We start from the raw sequence: 25,844 nt of genomic DNA, 5'->3' as shown, positions 1-25,844 counted from the left end.
CCCCGGGCCGGCACGACCTCGCCCCTGCCGTACCGGCCCCGAGCTTCCGGAGGCGCCCCTGTTCCCCCCGGAAGCCCCGGCCTCAGCCCACGACCAGCACGATCTTGCCCCTGCCGTGCCTGGTCCCGAGCTCGCGATGCGCGTCCGCGGCCCGCTCCAGCGGGTAGGTCCTGCGCACCGGGAAGACGAGCCTGCCCTCGGCGTACAGGGCGGCGAGCTCGGCCAGGCGGGACGCCAGCCGCTCCCCCCTGGTCCGCTGTGCCCCCAGCTCGGCGGCCCTGTCGTGCTCGACCAGGGTGAGGAGGCGCTCCCCCTTCACCAGTTCCAGGGAGATGTCGAACGCCTCGCCGCCCGCGCCGTCCAGCACCATGTCCACCCCGCCGGGCGCCAGGTCGCGGATCCGCTCCAGCAGGCCCTCGCCGTACGCGACCGGGATCGCGCCGAGCTCGCGCAGGTAGTCGTGGTTCTCCTCGCGCGCGGTGCCGATCACCGTGGCCCCCCAGAGCCGGCCGAGCTGGACCGCGGCGGTGCCGACCGCGCCCGCGGCGGCGTGCACCAGGAGCGTGTCCCCCTCCCCCACCCCGAGCTGCCGCAGCGCCATGTGGGCCGTCTGGGTCCCGGCGGTGAAACCGCCCGCCACCTCCCAGGGCATGCTCGCGGGCTTGGGCGTGACGTTCCCCGCGGGCACGACCACGTACTCGGCATAGGCGTTGAGCAGGGTGAAGCCCAGCACCTCGGCGCCGACGAAGATCCCGTCCACGAGCCCCGCCACACCCTCCCCCACCTGGTCGACGACCCCGGAGAACTCGTTGCCCGGCACCCGGGGCAGTTCCCCGTCCACCCACGGCACGGGCCGGCCCTGCCGGATGGCCAGGTCGACGGGCTGCACCCCCGCGGCCCTGACCCGCACCCTTACCTGCCCCTCGCCCGCCTCGGGTGTGGGAAGCTCCGTCAGCCGCAGCACCTCTGGGCCGCCGAACTCGAAAAAAGCAGCTGCCTTCACAGGGTTCCCCTTCACTCGTGTACGCCGCCACCCAGCCTGCAACCTCAAGCATGATCGAGGTCAACACATGTGCTCCGGATCCCGGCGTGAAGGGGACCACAGTCCGTCGTACGGCGACCGCGCGGAGATCGAACATGGAAACCGGAGCACGTCTCCTCCAGTCGGTCGCTACTCGGCAGGGGTGGGCCAGAGCAGGTCAGGCTCGCTCGGCGCGTGGTAGTCCACACCGGGCACGTCGAAGCCGTACAGACGGCGCACCTCGGAGGTGAACCAGTCGATATCGGCCAGGTCGCCGACGGTGTCGGGGGCGACGGCCTCCCACCGCTCGGTCACCTGCTCCTGAATGAGCGGGTGCAGCTCCCACCCGTCCAGGCGGATGCGTCCCTGGTCGTCGAGGCCGAGCGCCTGGGCGCCGGTGAGCCGGTCCCACAGCTCGACGGACTGCTGAAGCGGGGACTGCATGGCCTCGCCGAGGGCGCCCCGCAGGAGGCTGACGTACAGGGCGATGCCGGGGATCGCGGTGGACGCCTGGGTGACGGCGGCGCCGTTGACCGATGTCATGGCCCGCCCGCCGACCTGGGCCAGATCTCCGTTCAGCGTGAGCGCGGTCTCCTCCAGGTGGGCCTTGGCCGCACCGATGGTCCCGTCCCGGTAGATCGGCGCGGTCAGGTGCGAGCCGATGTAGGACAGGGCCACCGTGGTGAACCCCTGGCGCAGCAGGCCACGGCCGACCAGGGCGTCGACCCACAGGGCCCAGTCCTCGCCGCCCATGACCTTGATGGTGTCGGCCCGCTCGGTGTGGCTACCCGGTTCGACCCAGATCTCTTTCAGCGCCGGTTCGTCTCCGCCGACATCGAGGGTCTTGGTGCTGTAGCCCTCGCCCAGCGGCTGGATCACCGACTGGTGGGCCTGCCCGGTGACGGGGTCGGTGCGCCGAGGTGCGGCGACGCTGTAGATCAGGTAGTCGATGCCGCCGAACCGTTCGGCGAGCAGGTCGAGTACCTGCTCCTTGGTGGTCTCGGCGAAGGCGTCGCCGTTGACGAACGACCAGTCGCGGCCGGCCTTGGCCGCGAGTTCGGCGGTCGCGATGGTGCGGTACCAACCCGCGGTGGCCGTGCGACGTCCGGTGGGCGGGCGCTCGAAGCACAGGCCGACGCCGTCGAGGCCGTAACGACGGATCCCCGCGATCGTGGCCGCCATCCCGTAGCCGGCGCTGGAGCCGATGATCAGGGCGACCGGACGACGCTCGGCCTTCTTGTCGGGGGTCGCGGGAGCGACACGGTCCCACATGTCGCCGACGATCTTCTCGCATCCGGCGGGGTGGGAGTCGAACAGCAGGAACCCGCGCCCGCGGGGTTCGATAAGTCGTTCCGTCATCGTGTGCCTATCTGGTCGGGTCCGCGGGCGGGTCGGAGCCCGCGAGACGCTGAATGATCCTGACGAGGTCGCCGACCGTGTGGGCCTGGCCGGTGTCCTCGTCCGGGACGGTCACCTGGAACCGCTTTCCGAGCCGTCGAATCAGTTCCGGCAGCGAGAGGCTATCGATGCCCAGGTCGTTCCACGGGTTCAGAGCCGGATCGGCGCAGTCGCGTGGCGCACGTCGTCTTCTCGGTCTCGGCGCGGGGAATGTCGGCCGGGGCGTCAGGCGATCCGATCCAGGTCCGCCGGCCGGACCGCGCCGCGAAGCGGAAGGCCCCGCGCCAGCCGCTCGACCTCCGCGACCGCGAACTCGCCCAGGCGGCGCAGCTCCCTGCCCCTGGCTCCGCTGAGGTGCGGGGTGACCAGCACGTTCGGCAGGGCGAGCAGCGGATGCCCGAAGGGCAGCGGCTCGGGATCGGTCACGTCGAGGACGGCGCCGATGCGACCGGTGGCGCAGTGCCGTACCAGGGCGTCGGTGTCGATCAGGGAGCCCCGGGCGGTGTTCACCAGCACCGCGCCGTCGCGCAGCAGCGCGAGGCGGCGCTCGTCGAGCAGCCCGCGGGTCTCCGGCAGCGCGGGGGCGTGCACGGTGACCAGCTCGGCCTCGCGGCAGAGATCGTCGAGCGGCACCGGCCTGGCCCCGAGGTCCGCCGCCTGGGCGGGACTGATGTACGGGTCGCTGAGCAGGATGTGCGCGCCGTGATCGCGGAGCCGCTCCATCACCAGCCGCCCGACCCGGGAGGCGCCGATGACGCCGACCACCGCTCCGATCAGGCCACCGCCCTCGCTCGGCGTCGCCACTCCGGGCAGCGGGTCGCCCGACCAGCCCCGCGTGGAGTACGCGCGCGCCTTGACGATCGCCTGCTTGGCGGCCAGCACGAGCATCGCCAGGGTGAACTCGGCCACCGGCCGCGCGTTGGCCTCGGCCGCCGAGGAGACCGCTATGCCCCTGTCGAACACCTCGGCGGTGAGGTGCCCCTTGACGCTGCCTGCGGCGTGCACGACCGCCCGCAGCCGTGGAGCCGCGGCCAGCACGTCCGCGTCGATCCTCGGACACCCCCAGCCGGTGATCAGGATCTCCACGTCGAGCGGCCCGTCGAAGGATTCGATCACTCGCTCGTCCGTCCGCGTCACCAGCGACAGCCGGTGCCGCAGGTCGGGGGGGAAGAGCTCGGGCAGCAGCAGGGGCTGCATGGCGAACGCCGCGGAAGTGGTCATCGGTCGGTGACCGGACGCCCCGCCGACAGCGGCGCGTTCCCCGGGAACACCGTCGGACTCGGCGTGGGGGCGAGCCCGGCCGCGTAGCGGAGCCCGCCGTACAGGTGCGCCCGGAAGTCCGGCTCGGTGTAGGACTCGATGGTGTGACCGAGGCCGGTGTACCAGGCCCGGCCACCCCGGTACGGCCTGCACCAGGCGATCGGGTGGTCCGCTCCCATCGACCCGCCCGAGTAGGTCGACTCGTCCAGCGTGGCCAGCACGTGGACGGCGGAGCGTGGGTTGGTGCGGTAGTCGTACAGCTCGTCGGTGCGCACCCAGGTCGCCGGCAGGTGGGCCGTCGAGGGGTGCGTGCGGTCCTCCACCCGTACGGTCGCCCGCTGGATGGCCGGGTGGGAGGAGAAGTAGGCGCCGACGAGGCCGCCGTAGAAGGCCCAGTCGTACTCGGTGTCGGCGGCCGAGTGGACGCCCACGTATCCGCCGCCGCCCGCGATGTAGGACTCGAACGCCGTCCGCTGCGCGGTGTTCAGCACGTCGCCGCTGGTCAGCAGGAAGACCACCGCCCGGTATCCGGCCAGGTCCGCCGTGCCGAAGACGGCGGCGTCCTCGGTGGCGTCGACGGTGAAACCGTTCTCGGCCGCCAGCTCGCGCAGCGCGGTGACGCCCGCGGGGATGGCGTCGTGCCGGAATCCCGCGGTCTTGGAGAAGACGAGCACCTTGTAGGCCGGGTCCGCTGCCATGGCCGGCGCCCCCAATCCGATCGTGACGACGAGCAGTGCGGTGATGACCGCGATGACATTACGCACCGTAGACCTTCGTCCCCCACGGGGAGTAGCCCCGGACGGTGCCGTACGCCCGCACCTACAGGGTCTTCCGAGGGCGACGGCACGCTTCTGTCCGGATGCGGACATGGTGACAACCGGATAATTTCCTAGTACGTCTTCCCTAACGCCACATTTGTCGCAATGGGAGTCGCCTTGCGGGTCCGATCCGTTCTCTCCGTCACCGTCCTGGCCGTTGGCCTGGTCCTCCTCCTCCAGCCGGTCGGCGCCGCCGTCACCGAGGTGCGGCAGGACTCGGGTGTCCTCACCGGCATCGTGGAATACCAGTGCACCACCACCGGCTCGGCCGAGAAGCAGGACATCAAGGTCGAGGTCGCGCTGACGATGCCGACCACCGCCACGACGGGCGAGCAGATGAGCATCGGCTGGCAGGGGACCTACGCCGAGGGCACCGGGTTGAAGGCACCCGCGACGGGACTGACCACCGGCACCGGCCTGTACGCGTACGCGTCCATCAGCGAACTCCCCGGACTGACCTCCGCCACCGGGGTGGGCACGCTCACCACGGTCGCCGCGAACCAGGTCATCCCGCTACCGACGGTTTCGGTCAGCCTGAAGACGACCCCGTCCAACGCGGGCACGGCGACGGTGCGGCCGGCCGCCCTGAACTTCGGGACCGCCGCCAACGCGCCGTCGATCGAGTGCGAGGTACAGAACCGGACCGCCCTGACCACCTACCCCCTCACGGTCACCGCGGCCGACCAGACGGGAACCGAGCCCGAGACCGATACGGGAACCGAAACCGATACGGATACCGAATCCGACGCGGGGACGGAGCCGGAGACCGATACGGGGACCGACGGGAACGGCAAGGTGCAGCAGACCCCGTCGGGGCCCGCCGCGACCGGGGGTGGCGGTGAGCGCGGGCCCGACGGGCGGGTGTTCCTGCTGACCGGCTCCCTGCTCATCCTCACCGCCGCCACCGGACTCCTGCTGCGACGCCGCGCCTGGAGATGACCCGGCCCCACGAAACCGGTCCGCTGACGACAGAAGTCCATGCTTCTCACCACTACGCTGTGCGCGCGCCGCGGGCCGGCTCATCTCCCGGCCACCTGTACCCACCGGCCCGCACCGGTCATACCGGGACGGGGAGAACGGCCTCGACCACGGTGCCGCCGTGCTCGCCGCCACGGACCGAGCAGGTGCCGCCCACCTCGACGGCCCGTTCGCGCATCGTCGACAGGCCGGAGCCCGAGCCCCGAGCCGGCTCGCCGACGCCCACCCCGTCGTCGGTGACCCGCACCCGCAGATCGCCCGCCCGCTCCAGCGCCACGGTGATGACCTCCGCACCGGAATGGCGCCGGGCATTGGTCAGCGCCTCCTGCATGATCCGGTACGCCGCGATCTCCACCGCGGGCGGCAGTCCCTCCAGGCTCCCCTCGACGGTGACCGGCACCTCCAGCGCCAGCAGCCGGATCGACTGCTCCAGCCCGACCGTGTCCAGAGTGCGGGGCCGGAGGCCCTGCACCAGCTCCCGCATCTCCCCGTTCACGGCGTCCATCCCCACCCGGAGATCGGACAGCAGCCGATGGGCCAGCTCGGGGGATTTCCCCAGGGATCGCCGCGCCGCCTCCAGCCCGATCGCTATCCCGGTCAACCGGCTCCCCAGCCCGTCGTGCAGGTCCCGGTGCAGCCGCCGCCGCTCCTCCTCCCGCGCCCCGGCCGCCTGTTCCCATGAGCGCCGCAGGTCATGAGCCATCTGTACGGCGTGCGCGACGTCGGCGACGATCGGCACCAGGACGGCCAGCATCCGCCGCTCGTACGCCCGGGGGAAGCGCCGCGCCCCGGGCGGGCCGAGGAGCAGCGTCCCGGCGGGTTCACCGTGCCACACCAGGGGGACCTTGCGAGGGTCGTCCCCGAGCTCGCCGACGACGTGGCTCTCCTCGGTCTCGACCGCCGCCCCGGTCACCGCCAGGCCTTCGGCCACCGCCCGCACCGCCGCCTCCAGCGCCTGGGCGGGACCGGCGTGCCGAATCTGCCGCCGCAGGGCTTCGGCGTGCACCTGGGGATCGCCGCTCCTGCCGTACAGGAGCCGGTCGAGCAGGCGCTGCAGGCGCCGCTGGACGGGCAGGAACGACAGGCCCGCGAAGATCGCCGCGACCACGCCGAAGAGCTCGCCGTAGTCGGCCAGGAAGAGTCCGGTGAGCGCGCCGACGGCCAGGTACGCCGTGGCGACGAAGACCACCAGGGCGCCGCCGACCAGGGCCCGGCTGGCGAGCGTGTCGATCGAGTAGAGCCGGTAGCGGAGTACGGCGATGGCCACCGCGATCGGCACGGCCGCCTCGCCGACGGTGTCCAGCCAGAGGTAGTCCCAGCCGAGGATCTCGTTGAAGGCGAGGTTGTCGAACGCCACGACGGGCGCCAGCCAGGCGATCTGCCGCCGTACGTCCGGGCCGGCGCGCCAGAACCGGACGAGCAGCACGAGCAGGCTGACCCAGAGCAGCGGCTCGCAGATCGCGGCGGACACCTGGTACAGGCTCGCGAGCGGCCCGGCGGACTCGTGCAGCCGCGGGATGGCGATCACCAGCAGGAGCAGCTGCCACGAGATCAGCGCCAGGTAGACCCAGCGCCATCGGGGCCGCAGCAGGCCGGCGTCCGGATGCGCGAGCGGCAGCATGAGCGCCGTGCAGGTGGTGACGGCGCTACGGAAACAGAGGAGCCAGTAGAGCGGCGGCGGGAGCGGCACCGCACCCTGCCCGTACACCTCGTACAGGGAGATGGCGAGCGTCACCCAGCCGTTGGCCGCCCCGACCAGCAGGAGCAGCCAGCCGACGATCAGCCCGGGACGGCGCAGCACGATCAGCATGCCCAGCGGGGTGCTGAGCAGTGCCTGGACGCGGGCGGTGTCGCCGACGCCGGGCGGCCGGGGGTTGATCGCGAGCTCGATGACCAGGTGCGCGGCCAGCGCCGCGAGGCCGAGCGCCCCCAGGGCCAGGGCCACGGCTCGCACCGCGTAGTCCGCTCTCCGCCCCATGGATCCCCTCCAGAAGGGGATTCTGGGGCCTTGCCGACCTGTCAGCAAACTCTGACGACCAGGTCAAGCCCCGAGTGACGATCTACCGGGCCTTCGCCTCGTCCGTCGCGACGCCGTTCCCCTGCTCGGCGTCGGTCTTCGGTCTGATGCCGCCGTCCCGCTCTACCTCCAGACCTTCGCGATCGCCCTCGTACCGACCCCGCCGAGTGAGCCGGGCTCCACGAGAAGTCAGGTGCGGCGGCGTGGGCGTGACGGATAAATCTGATGCGGCGGTGCTCTGCCGTCCAGCACGATGAGGTGATGAGTGATCTGTCGGAGTCCGACCCCTGGCTCGATCGGGTCCTGCGTGAGGGGGCCGCACCCGGGTTGTTGAGCGCCCTGGTCGAACGGCTCTCGCCCACCGACCTGCAGACGCTGCTGCTGGAGGTCTACCGCCGCCGCGCCGCCACCGTGACACCGGGTGGCCTGCTGCGGGCCTACGAGCGCAACCGTTTCACCGCGCCGTCGGTGCTGGACGCGGGCGAACTGGCCCGCCTGGACGCGCTCGGTCACGAACGGCTGGCCCGGCATGGTTTCACCGGGCTGGCGCTGTCGCCGGTCTGCCCGCTGGGGACCAACTCGGCGGTGGCGACCGTGGACCAGCACAAAATGGTCACCACCGTCCGCAACACCGAGGTCGTCTCGGACGCCACCAACGTCCTGGCCCTGGAATGCGCGGTGCGCCGCCGGGAACTACTGCGGGCCGACCCTCGATCGCGCCGGCGGGTCCGGCTCGCCGCCACCCATCGGGTGGTGCGCGCCCAGCTCTTCGCCGGGCCCGGCATGCCGGCGCACTTCGCGCTGCTGGCGCTGTGCACCGCCGGTCGCGCCGAGGGCTCGTTCGCCTTCGAGACGGCTGCCCTGGCCGAGCAGATCGGCGTTCACCTCGACGTCCTGCGCGGTGCCCGCGAGCTCGGCCACCGGATCTCCGCCGTACACGTGTTCCTCACCGACCTGACCGAGGGGCGGCATCGCCAGGCCCTACGCGAACACGTCCTGGATCGGCTCGCGCGGGCGCATCCGGGCACCACGTTCGCCTTCGACGACGACCGGGTGAGCGGCCGCGGCTACTACGACGGCGCCTGCTTCGAGATTCGCGCCACCACCTCCACCGGGGACGACCACAGCCTCGGCGACGGCGGATTCACCACCTGGACCGCCGGCCTCCTCAGCGACGCCAAGGAGCGCCTCCTCATCAGCGGCCTCGGCCTCGAACGCCTCTGCGGCCTGTTCCACCGGCACACCGTTCTGGACCCCTGAGCCGTGCGGTACCCGGTGGCAGCCCCGTTCGGCAGGCCATGAACCTCGCGGCGGTGCCGGTCAGGTCAGGGCCAGCAGCCGGTCGCACTCCTGTAGCAGACGCCTGCGGAGGGGGGCGGAGCGTTCGGTGAAGGCGCGCTGGGCGGTCGCGTACTCGGCGCGGCCCTCGGCGGTCTCCACCTGGATCGGCCGGTAGCCCAGGGCGCTCAGGTCGTACGGGCTGGCCCGCATGTCCACGATCCGGATGTCGCGGGCGAGCGCGAAGCAGTCGGCGACCAGCTCACTGCCGATCAGCGGCGACAGCTTGTAGGCCCACTTGTAAAGGTCCATGTTGGCGTGTAGGCAACCCGGCTGCTCCAGTTCCCGCTGGCGTTCGCGGGTCGGCTGGATCACGTTGAGCGGGCGGGCGGGGGGCGTGAAGAAGCGGAACGCGTCGAAGTGGCCGCACCGTACTCCGCGCTGGTCGACGATCTCCTCGATCCGTTCGGGGGAGAGCCGGAGCGGGAAGGAGGAGTGCCGGATCTCCACCTCCGGCGTCCGGTAGACCATCGCCCACTCGTGCATCCCGAAGCAGCCCAGATAGGGCGGACGGCTCGCGGTGGCGGCCAGCAGTTCCCTCGTCCAACTGATCGCGGCCGTGCGCTGCGGCAGCACCAGCTCAAGGTCCAGCACCGCGCCTTCGGCGCAGTCGCGGTAGTTCGCCCCGTAGGAACTCGCCCCCGCCAGGATCACCTCGGCCCCCGGATGCCATCGCAGCAGTCGTCCGGGCCGGAAGGTGTAGTAGGTGAACAGGAAGTCCTCGACCGGGTGGGCGACCTGCTCCCGGCCACGGCGCAGATGCGGTTCGATCCAGGCCCCGACCCGGTCCCGATGCGCCGAGGCCCGGCCCCGCCACTCCCGCTCGCTCAGCACTTCCACCCCAGCATGGTAGGAAAACCCGGCCGCTGAGCGGTAAACGGAGCCTCCTCTCGCAGGCCGGTCGTAGAGCCTGCTCGCGAACGGCCCATCCCGCCGGGCGATCATCGAACCGATCTGCTCTCGCCACTACAGGGCTGTCAGGGCGGACAGCTCACGCCACTCGGCCAGCGGGATCTCGCCGGGGCGTGCGGTGAGCACCTGCAGGCACACGTGGTCCGCGCCCGCGTCGAAGTGGGCTCGGACCCGCTTCTCGATCGCCTCCACGTCGCCGTAGGCCACGATCGCGTCCATCAGCCTGTCCCCGCCGTGCGCGACCTCGTCCTCGTCGAAGCCGAGCCGGCGTAGGTTGGCGATCTGGTGTGGGGCGGCGCCGCGGTAGAGGGACACGTGCTCCCTGGCCACCTCTCGCGCCCTGTCCAGGTCCGGGTCCAGCACCACGGCCTGTTCCACCGCGAGCAGCGCGCCCGGCCCCATGATCTCCCTGGCCCGCGCGGTGTGCTCCACGGGCACGAAGTACGGGTGCGCGCCCAGCGTGCGCCGGGCCGCCAGCGCCAGCATCTTCGGGCCCAGCGCGGCCAGCATCCGGTGTGGCGGGTACGGCGGCGCGGGCGAGTTCAGCGGGATGGCGTCCATCGCGTCGAGGTACGCACCCATCGTGGCCACCGCCCTGCCCCGGCTGGGGATCGCGTAGCCGTCCATCTGGATCGGCGTGTCGCTGACCCGGTGCCCGCCCAGGCCCAGAACGTACCGGCCCGGGTGCGCCTCGTTGAGCGCCCGTTCGGCGGCGGCCATGGAGATCGGGTCGCGCAGCGCGATGTTGGCGATGCCCGCCGCCACCGTGATCCGCTGGGTCGCCGAAAGCAGCAGCCACGCCTGGCTCACCGAGTCGCGTCCGAACCCCTCGCCGAACCACACCGCGCCGTAGCCCAGTTCCTCGATCTCGGCCGCCGCGTCGCGCACCTCGCCCGCCGGCTCGCCGTCGAAGGCGAAGGTCCAGAGGCCGACCCTGCCGAGGCGCGGGGCATCGTTCTTGCGCGTGCTTGTCATGGTCTCCTGCCCCATTCGGAATTTCCGGAGAGGTTCTCCGGATATTCCGGGGACTATAATACGGAGAGTCTCTCCGCTTCAACCTCCGAGGTGTCCCGTGCAAACGCGGCCGATGCGCGCCGACGCGCGCCGTAACCATGACCTGCTGGTGGCGGCAGCCATGGCCGTGATCGCCGAAAAGGGGCCCGACGCGTCCCTGAACGAGATCGCGCGGCGGGCCGGGGTGGGGCCGGGCACGCTCTATCGGCACTTCCCCACCCGCGACGCGCTGCTCGCGGCGGTGTTCCAGGGGCGACTGACCAGGCTGTGCGCGCAGGCGAAAGAGCTGGCCGAGGCCATGCCACCCGGCGAGGCGCTGGTCGCCTGGCTACGCCTGCTGATCACGCACGCCATGACCGACCACGGGCTGGGCGCGCGGATGATGCTCGCCACCTCCTCGGCCGGGGTGGACTGCTGGGCGATGCTGCGCGGTGCCGCCGAGCGTCTGCTCCACCCAGCCCAGCGGGCCGGATCCGTACGGGCGGACGTCGAGTTCGTCGACCTGGTCGAGCTGACCGCGGGCATCGCCCAGGCGACCACCGATCCCGGTAGGGCCGAGCGGCTGCTCACATTGACGCTCGACGGCCTGCGCCGACCCTGCGACACCACCGAGCAGACAGCTGCGACCGGATAAAACCAGTCGAAGTCGGATCGAACCAGCCAGGATCATGGCTCCCATGACGTTCCGCAAGGACAAGGACAGAGACCGGTCCCGCCGGCAGATCCTCGCCGAGTTGCACGATTCGCTGGATCGGCGACACCGGCCCGAGGACGTCGCCGACCTGGTGCTGCGAGCACTGGACGGGCAGCTGTCGCGGCGCGAGCGTGTGGTGCTGGAGCGTGCGGCCAAACACTCCTCCCGCCGCAAGGGCCGGTTCTCCTCGATGTCCACCGATTACGCGAGGCCGGTGGGTGGTGCCCGGCAGGTCGCGGCGGCGAGCCGCCTGTTCGAGCGGTCGGTGGAGGTCGACCCCGACGATCCCGAGTCGCTGCTGGAGTTCGCGGCGAGCGTGGGGCACGAGATCCGGTGGACGCCGGACCGCGATGACTTCCTGGCCGACCGACTCAACCGGGACGCCCGGGCGGCGGCGGGCATGGATCTGTCCAAGCGGCAGTACAACCGCCGGTTCAGGTTGCTGGGCCGGATCGCCGCCAAGGCGGGCACGCTGAGCACCGAGCAGGACAAGCGGCGCCTGCTCATGGTGGGTGTCACCGGCTTCGCCGCGGACACCCCCCTGGAGCGGTTCGTCACCGACGTCGACGCCGCGTGCTTCGTGGCGTACTACGCCGCGCGGCGCAAGGTGCGCCGGGAGTTCAGCCTGTCCGGGCGGGAGAACCCGTTCGACGAGATCGCCCAGGTCTTGCTCGGCCGGTGCACGGACCGGAGCGACTGGTGGATGATCGCCCAGGTTCGGACGACCCCTGACGTCCTGGAACGCCTGACCGACGAGGAGCGTGGACGGCTGCTTGGCCAGTGGTCGGCCGCCATGCGGCACAGCGCCGACTTGCTCCGTGCCCGCTGGAACCCCGGCACCGACCGCACCACGATGATCGTACGGCCCGGCGACGACTCCACCACGTGGAACAACCTGGCGGTCGCCTACAACGCGGCCCGGACCGGCTGGTTGGCCTGCCTGGCGTCGCTGGACGCGCTGGAGTTGCTTCAGGTGGCCTGTCCGGGCAAGGTGATGCGTCTGATGGCCGCCGACCTGGCCGCCTGGCATCGCGGTACCGGCGGCGACGTCGACCCCAACACCGCGGTGTGGGCGGCGCTGCCGCCGCCCTGGCAGGTGCTGGACGGCACCGCGGCCTGCACGCGCACCGACGTGGAGGCGGCCTGCCGTGCGGCCGGGCTGGACCCGGCGCGGACGGGCTGGACCGCGCCCGCGGCTCGACGTGGGGTGGCGGTGTTCCGGCCGACGCCCGAACTGGTGCACGGAGTGAGCGTCGCCGATCCGGTGTGGGCGGCCCTGCTGCGGCGTGCCGGGGTGTTCAGCGGCAGGAGCGTGAAGCCCGAACTGGCTGACGACGCCCGTCACGGGCTGGCCTCCGGGGTGGTGGTCAGCGATCTGCCCGCCACGGACCTTCCGGGGAAATAGGCCGGCGGCCCTGCCGCAGGATCAGCGGTGGCGCCGCCCGGCCTCGGATCGGATGAACGCCGGTGCGGGCCTGTCGGCGACGCCGTTATTCGGTGGCGTCCGCCACGCGGTATCGAGCACACTGGGGTGCGGCCCGCTGTAGTTCAGTGGTAGAACGCCTGGCTCTTCATCCAGGTGGGCGCCGGTTCGAGCCCGGCCGGCGGTGCCGCACGCGATGGACGTGGCCTCGCTGTAGCTCAGAGGTAGAGCGCCCGGCTCGGGACCGGGTGGACGCCGGTTCGAGCCCGGCCGGCGAGGTCCGCCAACGAACGTCCCAGGTGGCCGGAGGGCTCGTCGCCAGATCGGCCCGCACACGAAGAGAAGCCCAGGCCGACGATGCCGACCTGGGCTTCTCGCAAGTGCGCCGCCAGGGACTCGAACCCCGGACCCGCTGATTAAGAGTCAGCTGCTCTAACCAACTGAGCTAGCGGCGCTTGCGACGGGGGTAACTCTAGCAGCAGCTCCGGCGCGATCGCACCTCGGTTGACCGCCGCCCTGCTCCCCGCGAGAGGCTCGGGGCCGGGCCGTTCTCGGCGGTCCGGCCCGCACACAGGGTCGGGGCCGGACAGTCCCCCGACCGCCCGGCCCCGATCTCCTCGCGGGGTCTGCCGTCGACTCCGGCGGCTGTCCTGCTCCGGAATAGACTCGGGGCCGGACAGTCCCCCAACTGTCCGGCCCCGATCTCCTCGCGGGCTTTGCCATCGTCTCCCCCAAGACTCCGGCGGCTCCGCTCAGGAACGCGATCCCCCTCGCGTTCTTTATCCGGTGAAAAGTCTCTGCAACGCTCCCCCCGGGCTTCGCAGACCCCTTGACCTGCAACAACACTACCTGGCCAAATGTAACGGGCGCGTCATCCAAAGGTTGATTTTGCGCCTACACCCAACCTTGACCCGGTATCACCGAAGCCTCCGTCACCCCCACCGAATACCCGAAAATTCGCCTTTTCTCCGGTAGATCGGCCTGTTTCGGACACGGACCGGAGACCGATCTCCCTGGTTCGAGCTCGGACCGGGAGCCGGCCGGTCCGGGTCAGGGGAGTTCGAGGCCGACCTCGGTCTTCTCCCGCAGTGCCCGGCTCACCGTGCAGTACCTCTCCTCGACGCGGTGGGCCACCGCGCGAAGCACCTCGGCGGCCTTCTCGTCGCCCTCGGGCAGCTCCACGTCGTAGCTGATGGTGATCGGCCCCAGCCTGCTCGCCTCGATCTTCTCCGCCTGAACGGTCATCGCCAGGCGGACCATGCGGTGGCCGCGCTGGGCCGTCAGCGGCTCCACGGTGACGATGTTGCAGCCGCCGAGCGCCGCGAGCAGCAGTTCGACCGGGGTGAAAGTGCCCTGCTCGTCACCGCTGCCCATGGCGACCTCGGCTCCGCGGTCGTTACGCGCCACGAACCCGTCCTCGGTCCGTTCCACTCTCACCCGCGCCATGGCGCTCCTCCCCGGCCTTCCTCGATCTGCGGATCACCCTACCGAGGGAGGACACCCGCCTCAGGCATCGGGATGTTTGGACAGGTATTCGATGTAGAACGGGCGCAGTGCCTCACCCAGCTCCCCGTGACCCGAGACCATGGCGTCACTGAGCAGGGCCGAGATCCGGCTGAGGTCGTTGGTCGTCTCGTCCTCGCGTCCCGATGACGCCTCCGCCGCCGGGATCAAGGAGAGCAACTCCCACAGAAAGCCGAGATCTCCGTGATGCACGGCGTAGTGGACCGCGCGATCATGCAGTTCCTGGGCCGACAGCGACTCAAGCTCATCCGTTTCCAACAGACCCACCCCCTCACGCCCCTTCTGCCCCGAGATTGCGACCATCATGCGCGATCGGCGGTACGCGCAGTCAGCGCGCCAGCCTGACCAGCATTTTTCCGGTGTTGGCGCCGCGGAGCATGTCGATGAACGCCCGAGGGGCGTTCTCCAGGCCGTCGACGACGGTCTCCATCGAGACGAGCCTGCCCTCGCGGAGCCAGGCGCCCAGCTCGGCGATCATGTCGGGCAGCCGCGCCTGGTGGTCGGAGACGATGAATCCGCGCAGGGTGAGTCGCTTTCCCACGGCCAGGAAGAGGTTGTTCGGGCCCGGTACCGGCTCGGTGGCGTTGTAGACCGAGATCGCGCCGCACATCGCGACCCTGCCGTACATCCTCAGCTCGTCGATGGCCGCCTGCAGCTGGTCACCGCCGACGTTGTCGAAGTAGACGTCGATCCCGTCGGGGGCCGCCTCGGCGAGCTGCTCGCGGATCCGGCCGTCGCGGTAGTCGAAGGCGGCGTCGAAGCCGAGGTCATGGATCAGGTACGCGACCTTCTCCGGCGACCCGGCGCTGCCCACCACCCGCGAGGCGCCCTTCAGCCGGGCGATCTGCCCGACCAGGCTGCCCACCGACCCGGCCGCGCCGGACACGAACACCGCCTCGCCCTTCTTGAAGTGCGCGATGTCGAGCAGGCCCACGTACGCGGTGAGGCCGGTCATGCCCAGCGCCCCGAGGTAGGCGGAGAGCGGGACGCCCGGGATCTCCTCGACCTTGCGGGCCTGCCCCGCGTCGAGCACGGCGTACTCGCGCCAGCCGTACCCGTGGGTGACGATGTCCCCGGGGGCGAGGTCCGGCGAGCGCGACACGACGACCTCGCCGACGGCCCCGCCGTCGAGGGGGGCGCCGATCCGGAAGGGCGGGGTGTAGGACTCGGCGTCGTTCATACGTCCCCGCATGTACGGGTCGACGCTCATGAAGAGGTTGCGGACCCCGATCTCCCCCTCCCCCGGAGGGGGAGACTCGACCTCGGCCAGCTCGAAGTTCTCCGGGACCGGCCAGCCCGAGGGCCGTGACGCCAGCCGGATCTCCCGCGACACCGTACGTCCGGCGGCACGTGCCGGCGTCCCGTTCGCGGCGGCGGTCCTCCCGGCGCCGGTGCCGCCTCCGGTGCCGGGACCGGAGGCGGGGGTGGGACCGGGCCTGGGGCCGGGTCCGGGGGCGGGGCCAGGCTTGGGACCGGGTTTGGGAGCCGAACCGGGGCCAGGCTTGGGAGCCGAACCGGGGCCGGACCCGGGGCCGGGCTTGGGAGCCGAACCGGGGCCGGACTCAGGGCCGGGCTTGGGAGCCGAACCGGGGCCGGACTCAGGGCCGGGCTTGGGAGCCGAACCGGGGCCGGACTCAGGGCCAGGCTTGGGAGCCGAACCGGGGCCGGACTCAGGGCCAGGCTTGAGGCCAGGACCAGGCTTGGGACCGGGCTTGGGGCCGGGGCCGGGGACAGGTCCGGGTTTGGGAGCCGAACCGGGACCGGGACCAGGCTTGGGAGCCGGGCCGGGGCCGGGTTTGGGGGCGGGACCCGGCCTTGGGCCCGGCTTGGGGACGGGCCGGGTTCCGGGTTCCGTCCCGCCTCCGGTGGACTGATCTCCTGATCGGCCGCTGGATGGTCGATCGTCCGACATGATGAGGCCCCCTCGGCGATTCACACTTCTCATCTGGGACTTTCTCATCCGGTAGCGGTCCTCCTCGCGAGACGGCGACGCACCTGACAAGATCTCGCCACTTTCGTGACCGCATCCGGTCATGGATGCGAAACTTTGCCCGGAAGCCGGAACTCGGTCCGCCTCCCCGGCCACCATGATCACCGTGCCCGTGGCACTCGGTATCGATCGGATCAGCAGGCGCTCAGCCGACTAGCAAAGTGTCTAGTGTCCGTATATATCCGCTTCGGGCTGCAGATCTGCCGCCCGCCCGACCATCCATGCGAGGATGCCCAAACGTGAAGATAATCATCAAAATACTGGTGGTGGCCGCCGCCCTGTGGGCGGCGACCCGGCTCGTGGACGGCATCACAGTGTCCGCGCAGACCCCCGTCAAGGAGATCGGCACGCTGCTCGCCGTCGCCCTGGTGTTCGGGATCGTCAACGCCGTCCTCAAGCCCATCATCAAGACGCTCGGCTGCGCCTTCTACATCCTCACGCTGGGCCTGTTCGCCCTGGTCGTCAACGCCGGACTGCTCATGCTGACCAGTTGGATCGCCAAGGAGCTCAGCCTGCCCTTCCACGTGGAGGGCTTCTGGCCCGCGTTCTGGGGCGCGATCGTCATCGGCCTGGTCAGCTGGATCCTCGACCTGATCCTCGACGCGATCGTCGGCGACTGAGTCGATGGTCGTCCTCCTTGACGGCGCCCACCTGACCTGCGAGCAGGTCGATCGGGCGGCTCACGGCTCCGGGGTCGCACTGGGCTCCACGGCCCGCGCGCGGGCGGCGTGGCGGACGGCCACCCTGCTCGAAGGGCCGGTGTACGGCCGGACCACCGGGGTGGGCGCCAACAAGGACGTGGAGACCGAGGCCGCCGGTCTCGACCTGCTCCGCAGCCACGCGGGCGGCGCGGGACCGCGGATCGAGGAGTTTCGTGCCCGCGCCACCCTCGTCGTCCGGCTCAACCAGCTACTCGCCGGCGGCTCGGGGGTCGACCCCGCACTCCTGCCGGTGCTCGCCGCCGCCGTCAACCGGGGCCTGACCCCGCCGATCCGCACCTACGGCGCCATCGGCACCGGCGACCTCACCGCCCTGGCCACCACCGCGCTCTGCCTGGTGGGCGAGCTCGCCTGGAGACCTCCCGCCGAGGGCGTACGAACCGAGAAGAACGCACAGACCGAAGACGCACAGGCCGAAAGCCCTGCTCCCGGAACGCGGGCCGGTGAGCCCGTACCCCGGTTCGCGCTCGCCGCCGGTGACGCGCTGCCGTTCATCAGCTCGGGCGCGGCGACCCTGGCGGACGCCGCGCTGGCCTGCCACCGCCTGGGAGTCCTGCTGTCCGCCGCCACCGCGGTCGCGGCCCGCTCCTTCCTCGCCGTCGAGGCCTCACTGGAACCGCTCTCCCCCGTCGTGCAGCGCGGCCCCGAACAGACCTCGGTCGCGGCCGGGCTGCGTGACCTGGTCGGCGTCACCAGCCCGCGCCGCGTGCAGGATCCGTACGGCTACCGCGCCTTCCCGCAGGTACACGGGGCCGCACTCGACGCTCTTCGCCACGCGGAGCGGACCGTCGCCGAGGAGATGAACGCGGCTCCGGAGAACCCGTTGATCGCCGATGGCCGGGCGTGGCACAACGGCAACTTCCACTCGGCACGGGTCGCGCTCGCCCTCGACGCCCTGCGGGCCGCGCTCGTGCAGACCGCGACGATGAGCGCCGCCAGGCTCGCCACCCTGAACGACCCGGCCCATACGGGGCTGCTCCCCTTCCTCGCCGAGCACCCCGGCGGCTCCGGGGTGATGATCCTCGAATACGTCGCGCACTCCGCGCTGGCCGAGCTGCGCCATCTGGCCGCCCCCGTCACCCTGGGCGGCGCCGTGCTCTCCCTGGGGACCGAGGACCACGCGAGCTTCACCCCGCAGGCGGCCCGCTCCGCGCTCGCCGCCATCGAGCCGCTGGAGATCGTCCTGGCCTGCGAGCTGGTGGCCTCCGTACGGACCCTGCGCCTGCGCGGCGTCCCCTGCGACCTGCCCCTCGATCCCGCGCCGGCCGACCGCCCGCTGGACGCCGACCTCGACGTGGCACGCGGACTACTGCCCGGCCTCGCCCCTCGCTGACCGCCCGCCGGTCAGCCGACCGAGCCACGCTCGCGGAGCTGGGGTGCCTGGACGATGCGGCGACGGCGCGGGTTGCCGTCGGCGGCGGCCACCACCATCCGGACGGCGGCGCGGACGATGCCGTCGATGTCCCAGTCGACGGTGGTCAGGCCGGGGGTGAGCAGTCCCGACATGGGGTGGTCGTCGTAGCCCATCACCGACACCTCCGACGGGATGACCAGCCCCCGCTCGGTCGAGGCCGCGTAGACCCCGTAGGCGATCGAGTCTGCGAAGCAGAAGAACGCCCGGTGCCCGGCGTCGAGCATCTCGCCGGCCACCCTGGTGGCGGAGGCCGGCGACTGCGGGGCGGTGACCAGCTCGATGTCCAGATCCAGCCGGCCGGCCTCGGCCATGACGTGCACGTCGGCGGGCCTGTCGGGGGTGCTGGCCCTGGTCGAGGTGAGGATGGCCAGGCGTCGGTGCCCCCGCTCGCGCAGGTGTTCCAGGGCCAGGGTCACCCCGGCCCTGTTGTCGAAGACGACCTCGCCCGCGGCGCGCGCGCCGGCCAGCGCGTCACCGATCGACACCACCGGCAGCCCCTCGCACAGCTCGGCCCAGAGCGGTGCCGCGGGGTCGACCGGCTGCACGATCAGCGCGTCCACCCGCTGGTCGCGGAGCTGCCTGGCGAGCGTGTGCTCCCTGGCGGGGTCACCCGCGGCGTCCAGGATCAGGGCGTAGCGGTCGTTGTCCTTGAGCGCGCGGCCGATGCCGACGGCCAGCGCCTGCTGCCAGAGATCCTCCAGCGAACCGCAGAGCAGGCCGATCATGCCGGTTCTGCCGCTGGCCAGCGCGCGGGCGATGGGGTCGGCCTCGTAGCCGAGTTCGGCCGCGGCCCGGCGTACCCGCTCGATGGTCTCCTCCGAGACCTGCATGCCGCGCAGCGCGTACGAGACGGCGGCGGGTGACAGGCCGGTGGCCTTCGCCACCTCACGTATGGTCGCTCGTTTCCGAGGCTGGGGCATCGGACCAGCCTATTCCTCAGGGCCTCCGGGAGTGCGCTCCGGAGCGGATCGCATCTTTCCGGAGGTATTGACACAACATGGGGTGAAACGGTTCACTGAAACGGTTCACTGAACCGTGTCACTGTTGGATGTGGCATGGTGAGAGTGGTTACCTATATTCTAGGTAGGGAATACCTCGATAGCCCGGGAGGAGGCCGGTCGTGACCGTCGACGTTCACCAGCACCTGTGGACGCCCGCGTTCGTCGACACGCTCAGGCGCCGCACGGCCGCCCCCCGCCTCGACGGCTGGATCCTCCACACGGACGGCGAGCCCCCCTACCGGGTCAACCCCGCGGACCACGACCTCGCCGCACGCCTCGCGCTGAACTCGGACCTCGCCCTGGCCCTGGTGTCGCTGTCCAGCCCGCTCGGCATCGAGTCGCTGCCGCCCGAGGAGTCCTGGCCGATCATCGACGCCTACCACGAGGACGCCCTGGCCCTGCCCGCGCCGTTCGGCGCCTGGGCGGCGACCTGCCTCAGCGAGATCGATCCGGGCAGACTCGCCGAAAGCCTCGACACCCGGCATGCGGGGCGAGGGTTCGCCGGGCTCCAGCTGCCCGCGACCACCCTGCGCGACGCCGCCGGCCTGGCCGAGGTCGCCCCACTGCTCGACGTGCTCAGCGAGCGCGACCTGCCGCTCTTCGTGCACCCCGGCCCCGCCCCGGAGGCCGAGGAGGCCGGAGTGCCCGGCTGGTGGCCCGCCGTCGTGCCGTACGTGCAGCAGATGCACGCCGCCTGGTACGCCTTCGCCGCCTTCGGCCGGGCCCGCCACCCCCGCCTGCGGGTCTGCTTCTCGCTGCTCGCCGGGCTGGCCCCGCTGCACTCCGAGCGCCTGGCCAACCGCGGCGGGGAGGGCCGGGGGCAGGTCGACCCCGGCGTCTTCCTGGAGACCTCCTCCTACGGTCCGCGCGCCATCGACGCGATCATCCGCGAGCTCGGTGTCGACGTCGTGGTCAGCGGTTCCGACCAGCCCTATGCCACCGCCCCGGACCCCGGGCTCGGCGACGCCGCCTGGCACGCCATCGCGGTCACCAATCCCAACCGTCTGTTGAACCGGAAGGAGTCGCGTCAGTGAACCAGTCCCAGGGCCGCGAGAGCTGTGCGCTCCCGGCGACGACGGCCCCGAGCGCCGAGAGCGCCACCCGAGTGCACAGCGGCGGCGGGGAGTCCTCATGAGCTACGAGACCCTGCCCGCCCGTGTCCTCGACCGGCGCGAGCTGCTCGACCTGGTCAACGAGCTGGCCGCCGACCCCTCGCGGTGGGAGGAGCAGGTCGAGTTCCCCGAGGAGGGGGGCCGCCACTACGCCTCCCTCTACCGTGACTCCCACGTCGACGTCTGGCTGCTGTGCTGGCGGCCCGAGGACGACACCGGCTGGCACGACCACGACACCTCCTCCGGCGCGGTCCGGGTGGTGGCCGGGACGCTGCTGGAGTGCAACCCCCGGATCGGCGGCGAGCACCTGGAGACCGTGATCTCCGAGGGGGAGTCCTTCTCCTTCGGCCCCGACCACATCCACCGGCTGAACGGCGCGGTGCACGGCAGCGTCTCGATCCACGCCTACTCGCCGCCGCTCTGGCGTCTCGGCCAGTACTCGATCAGCGACAGCGGCGTGATGCGCCGCGTCTCGGTCAGCTACGCAGACGAGCTGCGCCCGCTGGACGACGCCGGGCAGCTGGTCGAGGTCGCCTGAGCACGGACGGCCCGGGCGAAGATCCGGCGGGGAGCACGAACACGGCCCCGGTCCTCTTCGGAGGGCCGGGCCGTGTTCGTGTTGTGCGGCTATCCGCATTCGGGTCAGCTGTGTACGCGGACTTCACGTCGTGCTGAGAGTGCTCTCGATAGGCTCCCTGCGTCGCAGCAGACACGGGAGGCCGACGTGATACATGGGGTGCGGGAGATCGAGGTCAAGTACCGGGTGCGCGATCTGCCGGCCCTGGAGGAGGCGCTGGCCCGACGCGGGGCGGTCCTCTCGCCTCCGGCGCGGCAGGATGACCAGGCGTACGCCGAGAACGGCTGGACCTACGAGCAGAGCAAGCTCGGTGTCACATTCGCCCGGCTGCGCACCCAGCGCGATCGGCACCTGTTCACGATCAAACGGCCACTGGACAACGTGATGGCCTGCCTTGAGCACGAGACCGAGGTCGCCGACCGGGAGCAGATGCACCACGCCATCGTCGCGATGGGCTTCCACCCCACGGTCCGCATCGTGAAGACCCGCCGAACCGCGACACTCGGCGGCATGGTGATCTGCGTGGACGAAGTCGAGCACGCGGGCGTGTTCGTCGAGATCGAGCGCACGGTGAGCGGTCAGGAGTCCGGCACCGCCGTACAGGACGAGCTGGACGCCTTCGCCCGCTCGCTCGGTGTTGAGCTGGAGCGCACGAGGGACACCTACGACTCGCTGGTCCGCGCCGCGCTGGCGCCGGCCTAGAACAGTGTGATCTCGTCCGGCTCGGCGAGGTTTCCGTACGGCAGGCGGACGGCGTCGAGGGCCAGGTCCAGTCGGACCGCGGCGTGGTCGGTCAGACCCAGCTCGCGGGTCTCTTGGAGATAGGTGCAGTCGTCGATGCGGTCGACCAGGGCCGCGCCCACGTGGAAGTAGTCGTAGCAGTAGCCCGCGCCGGTCCGGCCGATCCAGCTGTGTGCCTGCACGCCCGGAGAGCGATGAGCGTGGGCGTCGACGAACCCGAGGTCTTCCAGCTCGGTCAGCAGGCTGAACTCGAACGGCAGGAACCCCGGGTGGCGAGGGACGTGATCGGCGGCGATCACGTTGTAGTCACCGCCGACCACCAGGTGGTCGCGCTGCTCGGCGGGCAGCTCGTGCAGGGCCTTGAGCAGGGAGGTGATGAACAGCTCCTTGCGGGTGGTCTTGTCGGCGCTGCGGTCCCGGCTGGGCACGTAGACGCTGAGGAACCATGTCCGCGGAGTCGTGTCGAGGACCGCGGCGGCGACCCGGCCGGGAATGCTCACCCCGGGGAGCAGGAGGGGATCTCCGGCCAGGGGAATCCGGCTGACCAGGGCCGCCCCTCGCTCGCCCTCGTCGGGCGTTTTGACGACCGCGTAGCCTGCGCGGCGGAACCGATCCAGCAGGTAAGCGGTGCCAGTGCCCGCGCTGGTCTCGGTCAGCAGGAACACGTCCTCGGGACGGGAGATGAGCCAGCGCAGCAGCAGCTCGGCGCGCTCCCTGGATGCGGCCCCGATGTTGACGGTCAGCGCTGTGACCATCTGGCTCACCTCATCTCGTATCACGTTTCGAACTGCTTCAGGTGCTGGAGGAGCTGCGCCACCACACCGTCCGGGGTCAGAACGCGGCAGTCGATCCGTGCCTGACGCCAGCCGCGAGCGGCAAGAAAGCTGAACGCGTCCTCGTACAGGTCGAGCTCTCGCCGGGGTGAGCCGGCACGCTCCAGGCGTGACCGCTTGGCGCGCTGCTCCAACCGCTGCCATAGCACTTCGGGGGTGTGGTGCAGGTAGAAGGATAGGGATGCAGGTGGCACATGAGCGTTGTAATGCCAGATCTCTCTCAGGGGCAGGCCGTCGAGGCGCTGGAGCACCAGGGAGGACTGCACGTAGCGGTCGCTGATCACCACCTTCCCGGCCGCGAGTGCCGGGAGGATCTCGGCCTCCAGGTGGGCGTATCGGTCGGCGGCCACCGCCAGGGCCAGGGCCCGGCCGGTCAGGGCGCCTTCGCTGGTGCGGATCAGGCGCCCCAGCGGCGTGTCGGACGGCTCGGTGGTCATGTGGACGGCGCGGCCAGTTGAGCGGAGCCGGTCGGCGAAGCGCGCGACGGCGGTGGTCTTGCCGACGCCGTTGGGGCCTTCCACCGCGATGAACAGGCCGCCGGTCATGACGGGCGGGTGGTGATCTGCAACAAGGGGACGGGGCACTGTTCGGTGTCCACTTCACCGATCCGCTGCCCCCGGGAGATGAGCGCGGCCGGGCAGCCCTTACCGCAGCTGCTGTTCATCGAACACGACCGGCAGGTGGGGTTGTCGCCCATGCCGAGGTTGTCGGCGAGGTCGTAGCTGTCCAGGGCCGCTACGACCTCGTCGGTGAGGATGTTGCCGACGAGGAACTCTCGGTCGGAGTAGGGCGACTGCGGGGTGCGGGCGGCGAACACCAGGTAGGGGCAGACCGCGGTGAGCCCGTCGGCGAAGACGTAGATGAGCTTGCCGGCGTCGCAGCCGGCGAGCGGCTTGCCGTCGTCGTTGGGGAAGCGGATGTGGACGACGTCGATGCCCTGCTCGCGGAACCGCCCGGTGATGTCGGCGATGGCGCGCATCTTGTCGGCGTCGGCGGCCAGGCGGCCCTGGCTCTTCACCCCGCGGCCGAACGACGACAGCGGGTTCATCAGCACGTACTCGGCGCCGATCTCGACGGCGAAGGAGCACAGCGCGCCGAACTCCTCCACATCGGTGAGCGCGTTGGGAGTGGACAGTAGCCCTTGCAGCAGGCCGGCCTCGGCGAAGGCGCGGGTGGTGACCAGGGTGGTGTTGAACGACTTGACGTTGCCACGGAACTTGCCGTGGCTTTCGGGCCGGAACCCGTCGAAGCTGACGTTGATGTGGACGTTGCCGAGGTTGGCCAGGGTGGCGATCTGCTCGGGCGTGGTCTGCGTGGCGTTGGCGCAGATCCCCAGGGGCAGCCCCATGTCGGCGACGGCGTGGCAGATCTCCATGATGTTCGGGTGGACGAACGGTTCGCCTCCGGTCAGGGTCAGGCGTTCGACCCGGGCGCGGCGCAGCCGGGGGAACACGGTCTCGACCAGGTCCTCCAGGCGCATGTGCTCGCCCCAGTCGCCGGAGGAGACGAAGCAGTGGGCGCAGTGCAGGTTGCAGCGCTCGGTGATCTGCACCAGTGCTTTGCGCTCGTCTCCTCCGACCGATGTCCGGAAGTAGCAGGAGCTGGCATGGGTGTCGATGATGAGACGTTTCACGGTTCTCCCTTTGGTGGAGCTTGTAACGAAACAAGTGCTCAAAGTGACCGAAAAGGGGTGGAGATAGCCGGTTACCGTGTGTCTGCGTTCAGGATGACCAGCCATACAGATTCAGGCCAGATGGCGACCGTCTTTCCAATGGCGCGTCGCCTGCCCCGCGGGCGGCCCCTGGTTGTGCACCACCGCCCGCGGGGAGTTGAAGGTGCGGCGGCACGGGACGGGGTGTGGTGTGCCGCCGCACCAGCTCAGGGTGGGGTCACCGGGTCGGCGTAGTGCGTGCCGAGTCGTCCGGCGATGCGGTGCGCAACTCGCGGCACGTCGTCGGTCGGCGCCTGGTCGGCGGGTTCTTCCATGAAGGAGGCGCCCCAGCAGAAGACCGTGCCCGCCTGGTCGGCCCACACGGTCAGGTCAGCGCTGACCACGAGTCGCGGCCGGCCTTGGTCGTAGAAGATCTCCGGGTAGATGCGGTGGGTGTGCAGCTCGATGCGCAGGCTCTGCAGGGCGGCGATGGCGCCCGGGTGCCAGGTGGCCACGTTCAGCCGGTCGCCTGCCGGGGTGTCGTGAGGCGGGATCAAGACCTGTCTCTTTCCTGCGGGGAGTGGTGGGGCCTCGGGACTCGTTCGTCGCCCCCTATGGGCAGGACGCGGGGGTGGGGGACGAGCCCCAAGGCCAGGAGCGGCGGTGGCGAGATCCGCTGCAGCTTGACTTCTGCCTGCTGCATGAGGTCCCACAGTTCGGCGGCGCTGGCCGCGTGGACGATGCGGCATTCGTTGGGGTCGGCGCACTGCCAGGCTTCGAAGCGGCGGTGTCGCAGGCTCCACATAATCAGCCAGGTCGGCGCGTACTCCTGCACCTGCTGGGCGGCGCGGGCCGCGTCGGCATCAGCGCGGGACAACATGGTCGGCGAGGATCGCGTCGGCCAGCAGCGGCAGTTCGCCGTCCAGCAGCGAGATGGCGGGGCGGGTGCGCAGGATCGCGTAGTGCTCGGCGAGCCGCTCGGCGGCGGCGGCCGGTTCCAAGGCGGCGCTGAGCGGGTGGTCGCCGGGTCCGGTGAGCTCGGGGCTGGTCCACCAGAAGTTCTCACCGTCGGTGTAGGCCAGGAGGCCGCGGTAGACGGAAACGATGGCGTTGCCGGAGGCGAGTTCGTGGACGTCGGCCGAGATACCGTGGGTGCGGTCCAGTTCGGCGGCCAGCTCTTCGGCGCGAAGCCGGGCGGCGGACGACGGCGCGGCGGCGATCGCCTGGGAGGCGGGACTGCCGCCGCGCCTGCTTGTGGGGGTGTCGCCCTCTGGGGTCGTCATGCGAAGACCTCCCGCCGGTGCGGCTCGTATCGTCGGGGCGGGAAGGCGTCCGGCGGGTGGCTCCGGCCGGGGGCGGCCGTCATCGGCCGCGTGTGACGGCCGGACCATAGCTGGGGGGTGGTAATG

Annotated in this window: 27 protein-coding genes and 3 tRNA genes; 11 read left to right on the top strand and 19 right to left on the bottom strand. The window is 71.1% G+C overall.

Annotated elements, in window-relative coordinates; genetic code table 11:
- Positions 1-82: 82 nt before the first annotated feature.
- The 5 genes from ACFQVD_RS41155 to ACFQVD_RS41135 form a co-directional block, all read right to left on the bottom strand.
- Positions 83-1,003 carry an NADP-dependent oxidoreductase gene (locus tag ACFQVD_RS41155; protein WP_343962933.1) on the bottom strand — a complete coding sequence of 307 codons (921 nt, stop codon included), beginning with the start codon at positions 1,001-1,003 and terminating at the stop codon, positions 83-85.
- A gap of 168 nt (positions 1,004-1,171) precedes the next feature.
- A complete protein-coding gene (gene fabV, locus ACFQVD_RS41150; protein ID WP_343962934.1) occupies positions 1,172-2,380 on the bottom strand; it encodes an enoyl-[acyl-carrier-protein] reductase FabV in 1,209 nt (402 codons plus the stop codon).
- Positions 2,381-2,387: 7 nt separating this feature from the next.
- Positions 2,388-2,555, bottom strand: coding sequence for a phosphopantetheine-binding protein (locus tag ACFQVD_RS41145; RefSeq protein ID WP_364148967.1), 168 nt, complete (start codon positions 2,553-2,555; stop codon positions 2,388-2,390).
- Positions 2,556-2,644: 89 nt separating this feature from the next.
- Complete coding sequence (locus ACFQVD_RS41140) at positions 2,645-3,640, bottom strand: hydroxyacid dehydrogenase (RefSeq protein WP_343962936.1); 996 nt, start codon at positions 3,638-3,640, stop codon at positions 2,645-2,647.
- Positions 3,637-4,443, bottom strand: a complete 807-nt coding sequence (locus ACFQVD_RS41135; protein WP_343962937.1) for a ThuA domain-containing protein — start codon at positions 4,441-4,443, stop codon at positions 3,637-3,639. The genes ACFQVD_RS41140 and ACFQVD_RS41135 overlap by 4 nt, the downstream gene beginning before the upstream one ends.
- A 159-nt stretch (positions 4,444-4,602) precedes the next feature.
- Between ACFQVD_RS41135 and ACFQVD_RS41130 the strand changes: the two genes are divergently transcribed.
- Positions 4,603-5,436: a hypothetical protein gene (locus ACFQVD_RS41130; protein WP_343962938.1), complete on the top strand. Its 834-nt coding sequence runs from the start codon at positions 4,603-4,605 to the stop codon at positions 5,434-5,436.
- Between the two features lie 118 nt (positions 5,437-5,554).
- Here ACFQVD_RS41130 and ACFQVD_RS41125 read toward each other — a convergent pair whose 3' ends face one another.
- A complete protein-coding gene (locus ACFQVD_RS41125; RefSeq protein WP_343962939.1) occupies positions 5,555-7,453 on the bottom strand; it encodes a sensor histidine kinase in 1,899 nt (632 codons plus the stop codon).
- 300 nt (positions 7,454-7,753) lie between these two features.
- On the opposite strand from ACFQVD_RS41125, the gene ACFQVD_RS41120 reads away from it, so the two are divergent.
- Entirely contained in the window at positions 7,754-8,752 is a 999-nt protein-coding gene (locus ACFQVD_RS41120) for a hypothetical protein (protein ID WP_343962940.1), read from the top strand.
- Between the two features lie 60 nt (positions 8,753-8,812).
- On the opposite strand, the gene ACFQVD_RS41115 is transcribed toward ACFQVD_RS41120, so the two are convergent.
- Both ACFQVD_RS41115 and ACFQVD_RS41110 read right to left on the bottom strand, forming a co-directional pair.
- Positions 8,813-9,670 carry a 3-methyladenine DNA glycosylase gene (locus ACFQVD_RS41115; protein ID WP_343962941.1) on the bottom strand — a complete coding sequence of 286 codons (858 nt, stop codon included), beginning with the start codon at positions 9,668-9,670 and terminating at the stop codon, positions 8,813-8,815.
- Between the two features lie 126 nt (positions 9,671-9,796).
- Positions 9,797-10,717, bottom strand: coding sequence for a TIGR03620 family F420-dependent LLM class oxidoreductase (locus ACFQVD_RS41110; protein ID WP_343962942.1), 921 nt, complete (start codon positions 10,715-10,717; stop codon positions 9,797-9,799).
- A 112-nt stretch (positions 10,718-10,829) separates the two neighbouring features.
- On the opposite strand from ACFQVD_RS41110, the gene ACFQVD_RS41105 reads away from it, so the two are divergent.
- The 4 genes from ACFQVD_RS41105 (at position 10,830) to ACFQVD_RS41090 (ending at position 13,152) form a co-directional block, all read left to right on the top strand.
- Positions 10,830-11,390, top strand: a complete 561-nt coding sequence (locus tag ACFQVD_RS41105) for a TetR/AcrR family transcriptional regulator (RefSeq protein WP_343962943.1) — start codon at positions 10,830-10,832, stop codon at positions 11,388-11,390.
- Between the two features lie 43 nt (positions 11,391-11,433).
- A complete protein-coding gene (locus tag ACFQVD_RS41100; RefSeq protein WP_343962945.1) occupies positions 11,434-12,855 on the top strand; it encodes a hypothetical protein in 1,422 nt (473 codons plus the stop codon).
- 132 nt (positions 12,856-12,987) lie between these two features.
- A tRNA-Lys gene (locus ACFQVD_RS41095) sits at positions 12,988-13,060 on the top strand.
- 20 nt (positions 13,061-13,080) lie between these two features.
- Positions 13,081-13,152: transfer RNA gene (locus tag ACFQVD_RS41090), tRNA-Pro, on the top strand.
- A gap of 102 nt (positions 13,153-13,254) precedes the next feature.
- Here the strand turns inward: ACFQVD_RS41090 and ACFQVD_RS41085 are convergent.
- The 4 genes from ACFQVD_RS41085 to ACFQVD_RS41070 all read right to left on the bottom strand — a co-directional run bounded on the left by ACFQVD_RS41085 (position 13,255) and on the right by ACFQVD_RS41070 (position 15,730).
- Positions 13,255-13,328: transfer RNA gene (locus ACFQVD_RS41085), tRNA-Lys, on the bottom strand.
- 595 nt (positions 13,329-13,923) lie between these two features.
- Entirely contained in the window at positions 13,924-14,319 is a 396-nt protein-coding gene (locus ACFQVD_RS41080; protein ID WP_343962947.1) for an OsmC family protein, read from the bottom strand.
- Between the two features lie 60 nt (positions 14,320-14,379).
- A complete protein-coding gene (locus ACFQVD_RS41075) occupies positions 14,380-14,664 on the bottom strand; it encodes a hypothetical protein (protein ID WP_343962948.1) in 285 nt (94 codons plus the stop codon).
- A gap of 61 nt (positions 14,665-14,725) precedes the next feature.
- A complete protein-coding gene (locus ACFQVD_RS41070) occupies positions 14,726-15,730 on the bottom strand; it encodes an NADP-dependent oxidoreductase (RefSeq protein ID WP_343962949.1) in 1,005 nt (334 codons plus the stop codon).
- 896 nt (positions 15,731-16,626) lie between these two features.
- On the opposite strand from ACFQVD_RS41070, the gene ACFQVD_RS41065 reads away from it, so the two are divergent.
- Positions 16,627-17,007: a phage holin family protein gene (locus ACFQVD_RS41065; RefSeq protein WP_343962950.1), complete on the top strand. Its 381-nt coding sequence runs from the start codon at positions 16,627-16,629 to the stop codon at positions 17,005-17,007.
- 4 nt (positions 17,008-17,011) lie between these two features.
- Positions 17,012-18,439, top strand: a complete 1,428-nt coding sequence (locus tag ACFQVD_RS41060) for an aromatic amino acid ammonia-lyase (RefSeq protein WP_343962951.1) — start codon at positions 17,012-17,014, stop codon at positions 18,437-18,439.
- An 11-nt stretch (positions 18,440-18,450) separates the two neighbouring features.
- On the opposite strand, the gene ACFQVD_RS41055 is transcribed toward ACFQVD_RS41060, so the two are convergent.
- On the bottom strand, positions 18,451-19,404 hold the full coding sequence (locus tag ACFQVD_RS41055) for a LacI family DNA-binding transcriptional regulator (RefSeq protein ID WP_343962952.1): 954 nt from the start codon (positions 19,402-19,404) through the stop codon (positions 18,451-18,453).
- 236 nt (positions 19,405-19,640) lie between these two features.
- Here ACFQVD_RS41055 and ACFQVD_RS41050 point away from each other — a divergent pair, with 236 nt between their 5' ends.
- The 3 genes from ACFQVD_RS41050 to cyaB all read left to right on the top strand — a co-directional run bounded on the left by ACFQVD_RS41050 (position 19,641) and on the right by cyaB (position 21,912).
- Positions 19,641-20,555: an amidohydrolase family protein gene (locus ACFQVD_RS41050; RefSeq protein WP_343962953.1), complete on the top strand. Its 915-nt coding sequence runs from the start codon at positions 19,641-19,643 to the stop codon at positions 20,553-20,555.
- A gap of 97 nt (positions 20,556-20,652) precedes the next feature.
- On the top strand, positions 20,653-21,171 hold the full coding sequence (locus ACFQVD_RS41045; protein WP_343962954.1) for a cysteine dioxygenase: 519 nt from the start codon (positions 20,653-20,655) through the stop codon (positions 21,169-21,171).
- Positions 21,172-21,357: 186 nt separating this feature from the next.
- Positions 21,358-21,912, top strand: coding sequence for a class IV adenylate cyclase (gene cyaB / locus ACFQVD_RS41040; RefSeq protein WP_343962955.1), 555 nt, complete (start codon positions 21,358-21,360; stop codon positions 21,910-21,912).
- Here the strand turns inward: cyaB and ACFQVD_RS41035 are convergent.
- The 6 genes from ACFQVD_RS41035 to ACFQVD_RS41010 form a co-directional block, all read right to left on the bottom strand.
- Entirely contained in the window at positions 21,909-22,706 is a 798-nt protein-coding gene (locus ACFQVD_RS41035) for an endonuclease/exonuclease/phosphatase family protein (protein ID WP_343962957.1), read from the bottom strand. The two genes, cyaB and ACFQVD_RS41035, sit on opposite strands and share 4 nt — an antisense overlap.
- A 20-nt stretch (positions 22,707-22,726) precedes the next feature.
- The gene (tmk, locus tag ACFQVD_RS41030; RefSeq protein WP_343962958.1) at positions 22,727-23,329 is read right to left on the bottom strand and encodes a dTMP kinase; all 603 of its coding nucleotides are present in this window, start codon (positions 23,327-23,329) and stop codon (positions 22,727-22,729) included.
- A complete protein-coding gene (locus ACFQVD_RS41025) occupies positions 23,326-24,417 on the bottom strand; it encodes a radical SAM protein (protein WP_343962960.1) in 1,092 nt (363 codons plus the stop codon). The genes tmk and ACFQVD_RS41025 overlap by 4 nt, the downstream gene beginning before the upstream one ends.
- A gap of 245 nt (positions 24,418-24,662) precedes the next feature.
- Positions 24,663-24,992, bottom strand: a complete 330-nt coding sequence (locus tag ACFQVD_RS41020) for a hypothetical protein (protein ID WP_343962962.1) — start codon at positions 24,990-24,992, stop codon at positions 24,663-24,665.
- Positions 24,989-25,315, bottom strand: coding sequence for a hypothetical protein (locus tag ACFQVD_RS41015; protein WP_343962963.1), 327 nt, complete (start codon positions 25,313-25,315; stop codon positions 24,989-24,991). Before ACFQVD_RS41015 ends, ACFQVD_RS41020 begins: the two co-directional genes overlap by 4 nt.
- On the bottom strand, positions 25,299-25,718 hold the full coding sequence (locus ACFQVD_RS41010) for a hypothetical protein (protein ID WP_343962965.1): 420 nt from the start codon (positions 25,716-25,718) through the stop codon (positions 25,299-25,301). The genes ACFQVD_RS41015 and ACFQVD_RS41010 overlap by 17 nt, the downstream gene beginning before the upstream one ends.
- Positions 25,719-25,844: the final 126 nt, after the last annotated feature.

The organism is Streptosporangium amethystogenes subsp. fukuiense, assembly GCF_042665875.1.
In the GTDB taxonomy this organism is placed as follows: Bacteria; Actinomycetota; Actinomycetes; order Streptosporangiales; family Streptosporangiaceae; genus Streptosporangium; species Streptosporangium fukuiense.
This window is presented reverse-complemented; position numbering and strand designations above follow the sequence as displayed.

Bases quoted from the DNA above. Each gene is read 5' to 3' on its own strand.
- tmk (WP_343962958.1), bottom strand. From the start codon at position 23,329: ATGACCGGCGGCCTGTTCATCGCGGTGGAAGGCCCCAACGGCGTCGGC.
- ACFQVD_RS41010 (WP_343962965.1), bottom strand. From the start codon at position 25,718: ATGACGACCCCAGAGGGCGACACCCCCACAAGCAGGCGCGGCGGCAGT.
- ACFQVD_RS41130 (WP_343962938.1), top strand. From the start codon at position 4,603: ATGGGAGTCGCCTTGCGGGTCCGATCCGTTCTCTCCGTCACCGTCCTG.
- ACFQVD_RS41060 (WP_343962951.1), top strand. From the start codon at position 17,012: ATGGTCGTCCTCCTTGACGGCGCCCACCTGACCTGCGAGCAGGTCGAT.
- ACFQVD_RS41140 (WP_343962936.1), bottom strand. From the start codon at position 3,640: ATGACCACTTCCGCGGCGTTCGCCATGCAGCCCCTGCTGCTGCCCGAG.
- ACFQVD_RS41105 (WP_343962943.1), top strand. From the start codon at position 10,830: ATGCGCGCCGACGCGCGCCGTAACCATGACCTGCTGGTGGCGGCAGCC.
- ACFQVD_RS41015 (WP_343962963.1), bottom strand. From the start codon at position 25,315: ATGTTGTCCCGCGCTGATGCCGACGCGGCCCGCGCCGCCCAGCAGGTG.
- ACFQVD_RS41100 (WP_343962945.1), top strand. From the start codon at position 11,434: ATGACGTTCCGCAAGGACAAGGACAGAGACCGGTCCCGCCGGCAGATC.
- ACFQVD_RS41035 (WP_343962957.1), bottom strand. From the start codon at position 22,706: ATGGTCACAGCGCTGACCGTCAACATCGGGGCCGCATCCAGGGAGCGC.
- ACFQVD_RS41080 (WP_343962947.1), bottom strand. From the start codon at position 14,319: ATGGCGCGGGTGAGAGTGGAACGGACCGAGGACGGGTTCGTGGCGCGT.
- ACFQVD_RS41045 (WP_343962954.1), top strand. From the start codon at position 20,653: ATGAGCTACGAGACCCTGCCCGCCCGTGTCCTCGACCGGCGCGAGCTG.
- ACFQVD_RS41110 (WP_343962942.1), bottom strand. From the start codon at position 10,717: ATGACAAGCACGCGCAAGAACGATGCCCCGCGCCTCGGCAGGGTCGGC.
- fabV (WP_343962934.1), bottom strand. From the start codon at position 2,380: ATGACGGAACGACTTATCGAACCCCGCGGGCGCGGGTTCCTGCTGTTC.
- ACFQVD_RS41125 (WP_343962939.1), bottom strand. From the start codon at position 7,453: ATGGGGCGGAGAGCGGACTACGCGGTGCGAGCCGTGGCCCTGGCCCTG.
- ACFQVD_RS41120 (WP_343962940.1), top strand. From the start codon at position 7,754: ATGAGTGATCTGTCGGAGTCCGACCCCTGGCTCGATCGGGTCCTGCGT.